The sequence below is a fragment of the Leptospira gomenensis genome (assembly GCF_004770155.1).
GTDB lineage: Bacteria > Spirochaetota > Leptospiria > Leptospirales > Leptospiraceae > Leptospira > Leptospira gomenensis.
Genome location: NZ_RQFA01000037.1, coordinates 217501 through 225000, shown reverse-complemented (window position 1 = coordinate 225000; position 7500 = coordinate 217501). Strand labels below are relative to the sequence as shown.

The following is a 7500-nucleotide window of genomic DNA, read 5'->3' as shown; positions in this document are numbered from 1 at the left end:
CGCCACCACTCTTGCCGAGACGGACGGTAGAATCGAAATCAGCGGCGAGATCGTAAAAGAAAAACGGATTCTTTATATCCATCCGGACAATCCGGATCAGGAAAAAGTAAAAGTTGCGATTCCGATCGGTAAACAGATTCGGGTTCGTAACGGAGACTTCGTGAAGAGAGGAGATCAAATCGACGACGGTAATCTCGATCCTCACGATATTCTCCGAGTCAAGGGTGTGACCGCTCTTCAAGTGTATCTCGTTCAGGAAGTCCAAGAAGTTTACAGACTGCAAGGGGTTCACATCAACGATAAACACATCGAGGTCGTGGTTCGCCAGATGCTCCGGAAAGTTCTGATTACCGATTCCGGCGATACGAGTTTCGTTAACCAACAGCAAATCGACAGACTCGTTTTCAACGAAGAAAACAAGAGAGTGATCGCGGAAGGTGGTTCCCCTGCGGAATCGGTTCCGATCCTCCTCGGTTTGACCAAGGCTTCTTTGAACACCGAGTCCTTCTTCTCGGCCGCTTCCTTCCAGGAAACGACCAAGGTTCTTACGGACGCGGCGATCAAAGGAAAAACCGATAATCTGATGGGTCTCAAAGAGAACGTCATCATCGGTCATATGATTCCCGCAGGAACCGGAACGAAGAAGTATAAGGATATTGCGGTATTCAAAAGCGCGTATGGAGATCTCGATCGTCCTCTGGAAGAAGACGAGGAAGAGGACGTTCCGCAAGCGATTGCGGAAGAATCCGACGCGGACGGAGACGAATCATAATTACGTCTCTTCCGGAATGTTTTTCGAAAGAATCCGCCGTAACGCGTGTAAACGGATCGCGGCGAGATTCTAAAAAACGGAAATCGTTCCAAAAATCGGAGTTTTGCCTCGGTTGGAAAATCGGGACGAGCGCCGGTGAAGATGAAACGAGGTCGTTCCTGAAATTCTCCGGAACGGCTTTGAGAAGACGGGTCGTCAATCACTTTACAAATCGGAAGTATTTGAAGATCTGGTAAAAACGATCTGAAATTTTTTTAGAGAAGGATTATTCATGCCAACAATCAGTCAATTGATTCGCCACGGCAGGCAAAAGCAGAAGAAAAGAACGAAATCTCCTGCATTAAAGAGCTCTCCTCAGAGAAGAGGAGTTTGTACAAGAGTAATGACATTTACTCCGAAAAAACCGAACTCGGCTTTGAGAAAAGTCGCGAGGGTTCGTTTGACGACCGGAATCGAAGTAACCGCGTATATTCCCGGAGAAGGACACAATCTTCAGGAGCACAACGTCGTTTTGATCCGTGGGGGAAGGGTAAAAGATCTTCCCGGGGTTCGTTATCATATCATTCGCGGAACCCTGGATACCTTGGGTGTGGATAAGAGAAGAAACGGTCGCTCCAAATACGGCGCGAAACGTCCTAAGGCTTAATCGGGAGATAAGAATCGATGTCTAGAAGAAGAGGAAAAGTTGAACCCCGGAAAATCACTCCGGATCCAGTTTACAACGACGTTCAAGTTGCGAAGTTCATTAACTGCCTAATGTTAAGTGGCGGAAAATCCGTAGCTGAGAAATTATTCTACGATGCGTTAGAAATCATCCAGAAAAAAACAGGGAATGACCCGTACGCGACTTTCCGTGAAGCATTAGAAAATGCTAAACCTCAAGTGGAAGTGAAATCCAGAAGAGTGGGTGGGGTTACGTATCAGGTTCCTATCGAAGTCCGTCCGGAAAGAAGATTGGCTCTCGGTATTCGTTGGTTGATCCGTTATTCCAGAGACAGAAATGAGAAAGGAATGGCGGCTAAGTTAGCGGCGGAATTTATCGAAGCGCAAAAAGGTACCGGTTCTGCTATCAAGAAAAAAGAAGATATCCGGAAAATGGCGGAAGCGAACAAGGCTTTCTCCCACTACCGCTGGTAAGAAAGAGTTTTATAGGCTTCGGAAATCGAAGCTGATTTCAGATCGTAAAAGGGAAGGGTTGGCTCTTCCCTTTTTGTTTTTGAACTTCCGTTGGAAACCGGAAATAAAAATTAATCACAAGCGTTCTCAGTTTCCGCGGTTCTCGTTTTCCAAAAAGTAGTTTCGCCTGGAAAGGGCCAGAAGGCTTTCATATCCGATATGATATTTCTTGTTTTTGCCGCGAGGATCGGATCAGTTTGGCAAAAATTGATTAAGGTGTCAGATTGTGACTGTTGTAAACCGCCGAGAATTGCCGCAGTAAAGATCGCGCGATCCTCTAATTTATTCGCAGTTCCATAATAACTGAGAAAACCGGGAAGCGGATGGATGACATTTGTCCAAACGGCTGCGGCCGCACCGGAATTGGAAACACTGCCGTATTGAAATCCGCTTGGGTTCGAAGCGTCCCAATCGTCTGCGGTCATAGAATAGAACGGACCGAATTGTGAATAATCTACACTATGCATCAGCTCATGATGGATTGTTGCGGTATAATCCTCTACACAGTCATTGCAGGAAGCTAATCCTTGCCCGACTGCAAGATAAATACTGTTGTCCGGTGCAAGTGAAAGCCCTCTTGCACTACTCCCCCCATTTACACCATTTATATACTTGACTAAAAAAATTTTTTCCGCTCTCGCTTTGATCCAATATCCTCTCGGATATTTTGCAATTTGTGCGCTAAGAAGCGTAACATAAGCGTTGAGGTCCTCTTCGGAATAACTCAGATCAAATGTATACCAAGGGGAGGGAGGAGGCGTCGTATTCGTAATGATCTGCACGTCTCGATCGTAATTTTCTGCTCTATCTGATGTGTTTGCTGCTGTCGTCGTCGCTGCTAAAAGGAATCAAAGATCCGAATTCTCTTTTTTCGGATTGCAATAGATAAAAATGAATAAAATTACAAGGCATAAAAATAGATTTCTCATACACGTATAAAAGGATTCAGGGATCTTACTTTTGCATCGGATAAAATTATTTCTTCCGAACTCGATTCAAGTCTTTTTCAGATGAAATGATTCGATGTGCGAGTCATCGATTATTTTTTATAGGAGCTTGTTCCAAAACTCAAAGCCATTTGGAATGAGGTGAATTTGTGGGAATTCCCGCGTTTTATGGAATTTCTGGATCTAAAACTTGCGAAATAATTCTTAACAAAATTCTTTTTTTAAGGATTCGGGACAAGCTCAAAATAAATCTAGGAACTTACGTTTCAAGTGGTTAAGCGTTAGGCTGATATCCAATTTCTATTCCTAGAAAAGTAGGATCTCCCATCTTCCGCGAGGGATCGAAACGGGGTCAAGTGATTGCCTTTTTCGGGCGGCGGCTGTTTTTCGTGTTACGCAATCACTGGACCAGAGTTGAGAGCCCGACCCGTGTGCTCGACGGGTTTTTTGTTTTCCGTTTCAAATCGAGGGGCGCGGCCGTGAAAATATTTTCGAATTCGTTCTCCGCTTTTTCGAAGTTCGATCATCGACTGATTTGAGAAAATGTAGGAACTACTACTCTGAGCTTTGCACATGAATTTTCAGAACAAACCGTCATGCAAATCTTAAACGTTGGAATTTTCGCGCATATTGACGCGGGGAATTGTTTGTGATTCCAAGTAGTGAGGGAACTCACACGCTGTCGGATACGCGGGGAATTGTTTGTGATTCCAAGTAGTGCGGGAACTCACACGTTGTCGGATGCGCGGGGAATTGTTTGTGATTCCAAGCAGTGTGGGAACTCACACGCTGTCGGATGCATGGGGAATTGTTTGTATTTCCAAGTAGTGCGGGAACTCACACGTTGTCGGATGCGCGGGGAATTGTTTGTATTTCCAAGCAGTGTGGGAACTCACACGCTGTCGGATGCACGGGGAATTGTTTGTGATTCCAAGCAGTGTGGGAACTCACACGTTTCCGAGTAATCAGCGATGCTCGTTTTCTTAAAATGAAAAACGAATGTGTGGCTTATGGCTTTCTTAACAATTTATTGGACAATGGATGATGTAGGATCTCCTTACATTTCACGGAATACGAAAATAGCCCCGATCCAGCCAAGGATCAGCAAGAACAAAGATGCCAAACCCGCCGCAGCCACCGGTTTCCATCCTAACTTTTTTAAATGCAAAACTTTTGTATCCAAGCCAATTGCGGTCAGAGCGATCAACATAAACAAATCGTTTATGGATCGAATATGAGTTCCTACTTCGTTCGAAATCGGAATCAAAGAATGAATTACGATCGTCGCTATAAATCCCCAGACGAAGACGGGGACGTTCACTTTTGTCTTACCTTTGTCGGAATCACTACCGTTCGTTTTACGCAAACGAAACAACAAACCTAGCCCCAAGAGGAGGGGAGCCAGTAAAACCACTCTTCCCATTTTTACGATCGTGGCGATTTTTCCGCTGTTTTCATTGAGAGCGAAACCTGCAGCGACCGCTTGAGCGACCTCGTGTATGGTAGTTCCCACAAAAAAACCGAACGAATCTGAATCCAGTCCGACCAAAAGTCCCGATTGGAAAAGAATCGGTTCCAACAGTAAAAACGACATCCCAAGAATCGTCACCGTTCCGACCGCAACCGCCGTCTCGTGGCTTTCCGATTTGACGACGTTCGTCGTGGCCGAAATCGCCGAAGCTCCACAAATGGAACAACCGGCGGCAATCAGAAACGAGACCGAAGGTTTTAATCCGAAGCCTTTCTTCGAAATCCAGTAAGTAAAAATAAACGTCGCGATGACGATCGTCGTCAAGGTAAAGTAACCGAGAGGGCCTATTTCAACTAATTCTTGTAAGGTGATTCGGAAGCCGAGAAGAACGACGGAGAAGCGAAGCAAGCCGCGTGACGCGAATCCGATTCCGGGTAAGAGAGAATCCTTGATTCCGAAACAATTCGCGACGATGATCCCGCCGATCATACCGACGAATAGCGGAGAAAGTGTCGTGTTGCCCGTCCATAAAACCAACTGCTTTGCCGCCCATCCGATGGCGGCGGCGAGAAGGATTCCTAAGACGAACCCGAACGCGGAAATACCGGACCGCATTCGATCGTTCGGAGTTTTATAAACTTCGTCAAAAAAGGCAACGATCCTATCATAAATCGCGAACATTGTTTCCTCCTTTAGTTCCGCGTCGCCGGAGAAACGTGAATCCACTTTCCGACCAAAACCTTCCGGTAGGAAGCTCCGAAATTATCCTCGAAAAGACGAATCGTCTCGTCGCTTGAGTCGTGACCTCCGATTCCCACGATAGATAGATTCAATTTTTTTAATATATTTACGTCGTTTGCGACGTCGGACCATTGTAACGTTTTTAGAGGACCTTCTCCAGAAGCGAAAACCTTTTGCAGATTGATTCCGAATTTTTCCAGTCGTCCCGTCGGAACCGGATAATGTAAGTCGCCTATGATTCCGTAGATTTTCTCCGAAAACGTATTCCCGGTACGTTGCAGAATTTTTCGAAGTGTTTGATGCCCGCATCCGGATATGAGCACGAGGCCCTTCCCACGCACGTTTACGACTAACGCCTGTTCGTCGATCGTGCCTATAAACAATCTTCTTGAAATCGGACCGATACTCGCAATTCCGGGATACAGGACCTCCGGTTTTTCGATTCGTATCGGGACCGCTCCCGGATAGGTGATCGACCCGGGGACGAATATTCTTTTTCCGTTTAACCCGATCTGTTCGTTTCCTAAGGAGAAGGTTCCGCTGCGTTCCCATTTTTTTCCGCCCACGTGGTCAAAGTGTTTGTGAGAAAGGAAAATCGAGTCGATGTCCGAAAGTGAAATGCCGGACCGTTTCATGTTGTAAAGAAGAGGAGAAGGATTCTCCTCTTCCGTATTTTGTCCGACGTCGAAAAGAATCGTAATATGGTCCGTGCGAATCAGATAGGAAACTCCCATTTCTCCTCGAAAGCCGGGAAGGGAATGCCAGTTGACGAGCGGAAGAATCGAAAGTCGCTCGGTGCTTCCCAATACGTCGGAGGAAATTCGCGACGCCTTCTTCTCCGTCCATTCGGTTTCCACGCGCGTCCGTTCCGTTTCGTGGAATACCCCGTAAAGGACCAAAATCGTCGTCGCTGCGGTTCCTAAAATGCAAAGGAGAATTCCGATCCGACTTAGAATCCGTCTCATTAAAAAATCCGCCGTTTAGAAAAGATACGTTGTGCTCTCATCGCTACGATCGTATCGCGAAAAAATAAAACGGTCTTGAACGAATGGGCTGCGCATGCGACCCGCTTTCAAGTTCTCGGTCGTATTAGGAAAAAAAGAAACGAACGTGGAATCGGTCCGGTTTTTTTGCGAAGTCCGAAGGCGAAATCCCGAAAGACCGCCTGAAAATTCTGCTAAAGTGCGCCTGATCGGAAAATCCTCCCTCATACGCTGCGGTCGTTAATTCGAGTCGATCGCGTAACGAAAAAATCGCCTTTTGTGTTTTGAGCCAAAGTTTATATCCCGAAAAGGTGATTCCGGTTTCTTCGCGGAATAAATGCCTAAACCTACTCGGCGAAAGGCCCGCCTTTCGGGATAAGATCGAAAGGGAAACATCCTCCTCCGATTCGGAAAGAAGTTTTATACTATCGGATATTCTTACGTCGTTTATGATGTTTCGTTCGCGCCCGCTTATTGCACGTCCTTGTTTCGAGAGAATTCGGAACCATTCCTCCTTGACGTTACTCGGATTAGATTCGAAGGTACTTAATAAAAATTGAATGTCTTTTTCGGAAATCATATCGGCTATGTCCGCGGCAGGATCTCCTTCCTTAGGAATTCGTTCCGGAAAAAAGGAACCGAATACGACCGGATCCATCAAAATTAACGTGAAATGTCCGTCGGCGGTTTCGGTTTCATGACTGATTCCGGAAGGAATGAATGCCGCTTTGTAGGATCTCCAAATTCCGTTTTTACCGCGAAGTCGTAACTCCTTCCCGTTTGCGATGCAGAGTTGTGCGAAAAAATGGCTGTGGCGTTTCGTAAAAAAGGACGGGCCGCTGTAGATCGCAAAGTCTTTCCAAATGAGAAATCGACGCATTTTTATTTTCGGAATCCCGAGGCCCCTAACCGGATTTATAGGTGCTCCTACGTTTTCGAGGAAGTCGAAACTCGATTCAACGAAAAACGGTCGGAACTTGCTCCAGCGAATCGAGATCGAAATCCGACTTCAAGGAATATTTTCCTCCGACTTCCGATCCATTCCGTCGGAAAAATTATTTTGAATTTTAAGAACGATCGGCACTCCATGGACGTTCCCGGTGATTCGACGGAAACGTAGGAACTCCTCGAAAAGGATTTTCAAAAAAAAACATGCAAATCTTAAACGTTGGAATTTTCGCGCATATTGACGCGGGGAAAACGACCCTTTTAGAAAGAATTCTTTTTGAATCGGGAAAAATCCGCAATCCCGGGACCATCGAAGAAGGGACGACCGAGTCGGACTACCTTCCCGAAGAAATCGAACGTGGGATCTCCATCCAATCGACTGTAGCGCGAGTGTTCTGGCCGAACGAAAAAACGGCTCGAACGCTTTTTCAATTTTTGGACAATCCAGGACATTTGGACTTT

7 protein-coding genes and 1 pseudogene (2 of these 8 cut by a window edge) are annotated in these 7500 nt (G+C 46.0%); 4 read left to right on the top strand and 4 right to left on the bottom strand.

Going from position 1 to position 7500, the window contains the following annotated elements; translation table 11 throughout:
* The 3 genes from rpoC to rpsG form a co-directional block, all read left to right on the top strand.
* Positions 1 to 772, top strand: the 3' portion of a protein-coding gene (gene rpoC, locus EHQ17_RS09545; protein WP_135590005.1) for a DNA-directed RNA polymerase subunit beta'. 3452 nt of this gene lie to the left of the window's left edge; the window shows 772 of its 4224 coding nt (coding positions 3453-4224); its start codon lies off the left edge, out of view; it ends in the stop codon at positions 770 to 772.
* Positions 773 to 1043: 271 nt separating this feature from the next.
* A complete protein-coding gene (gene rpsL, locus EHQ17_RS09540; RefSeq protein ID WP_001142358.1) occupies positions 1044 to 1418 on the top strand; it encodes a 30S ribosomal protein S12 in 375 nt (124 codons plus the stop codon).
* A gap of 17 nt (positions 1419 to 1435) precedes the next feature.
* Positions 1436 to 1909, top strand: a complete 474-nt coding sequence (gene rpsG, locus EHQ17_RS09535; RefSeq protein ID WP_135590004.1) for a 30S ribosomal protein S7 — start codon at positions 1436 to 1438, stop codon at positions 1907 to 1909.
* 110 nt (positions 1910 to 2019) lie between these two features.
* On the opposite strand, the pseudogene EHQ17_RS09530 reads toward rpsG, so the two are convergent.
* From EHQ17_RS09530 to EHQ17_RS09515, 4 genes and pseudogenes are all read right to left on the bottom strand, one after another.
* Positions 2020 to 2877: pseudogene (locus EHQ17_RS09530) on the bottom strand (LIC13305 family lipoprotein).
* Positions 2878 to 3952: 1075 nt separating this feature from the next.
* Positions 3953 to 5047 carry a YeiH family protein gene (locus tag EHQ17_RS09525; protein WP_135590003.1) on the bottom strand — a complete coding sequence of 365 codons (1095 nt, stop codon included), beginning with the start codon at positions 5045 to 5047 and terminating at the stop codon, positions 3953 to 3955.
* Positions 5048 to 5058: 11 nt separating this feature from the next.
* The gene (locus EHQ17_RS09520) at positions 5059 to 6072 is read right to left on the bottom strand and encodes an MBL fold metallo-hydrolase (protein WP_135590002.1); all 1014 of its coding nucleotides are present in this window, start codon (positions 6070 to 6072) and stop codon (positions 5059 to 5061) included.
* Between the two features lie 124 nt (positions 6073 to 6196).
* Entirely contained in the window at positions 6197 to 6970 is a 774-nt protein-coding gene (locus EHQ17_RS09515) for a helix-turn-helix domain-containing protein (RefSeq protein ID WP_246057482.1), read from the bottom strand.
* 272 nt (positions 6971 to 7242) lie between these two features.
* On the opposite strand from EHQ17_RS09515, the gene EHQ17_RS09510 reads away from it, so the two are divergent.
* Positions 7243 to 7500, top strand: the 5' end (the start) of a protein-coding gene (locus tag EHQ17_RS09510; protein ID WP_135590001.1) for an elongation factor G-like protein. It continues 1626 nt past the right edge of the window; the window shows 258 of its 1884 coding nt (coding positions 1-258); the start codon lies at positions 7243 to 7245; its stop codon lies off the right edge, out of view.

Coding starts and splice junctions, on each gene's coding strand:
- rpsL (WP_001142358.1), top strand. CDS start 1,044: ATGCCAACAATCAGTCAATTGATTCGCCACGGCAGGCAAAAGCAGAAG.
- EHQ17_RS09515 (WP_246057482.1), bottom strand. CDS start 6,970: ATGCGTCGATTTCTCATTTGGAAAGACTTTGCGATCTACAGCGGCCCG.
- EHQ17_RS09525 (WP_135590003.1), bottom strand. CDS start 5,047: ATGTTCGCGATTTATGATAGGATCGTTGCCTTTTTTGACGAAGTTTAT.
- rpsG (WP_135590004.1), top strand. CDS start 1,436: ATGTCTAGAAGAAGAGGAAAAGTTGAACCCCGGAAAATCACTCCGGAT.
- EHQ17_RS09520 (WP_135590002.1), bottom strand. CDS start 6,072: ATGAGACGGATTCTAAGTCGGATCGGAATTCTCCTTTGCATTTTAGGA.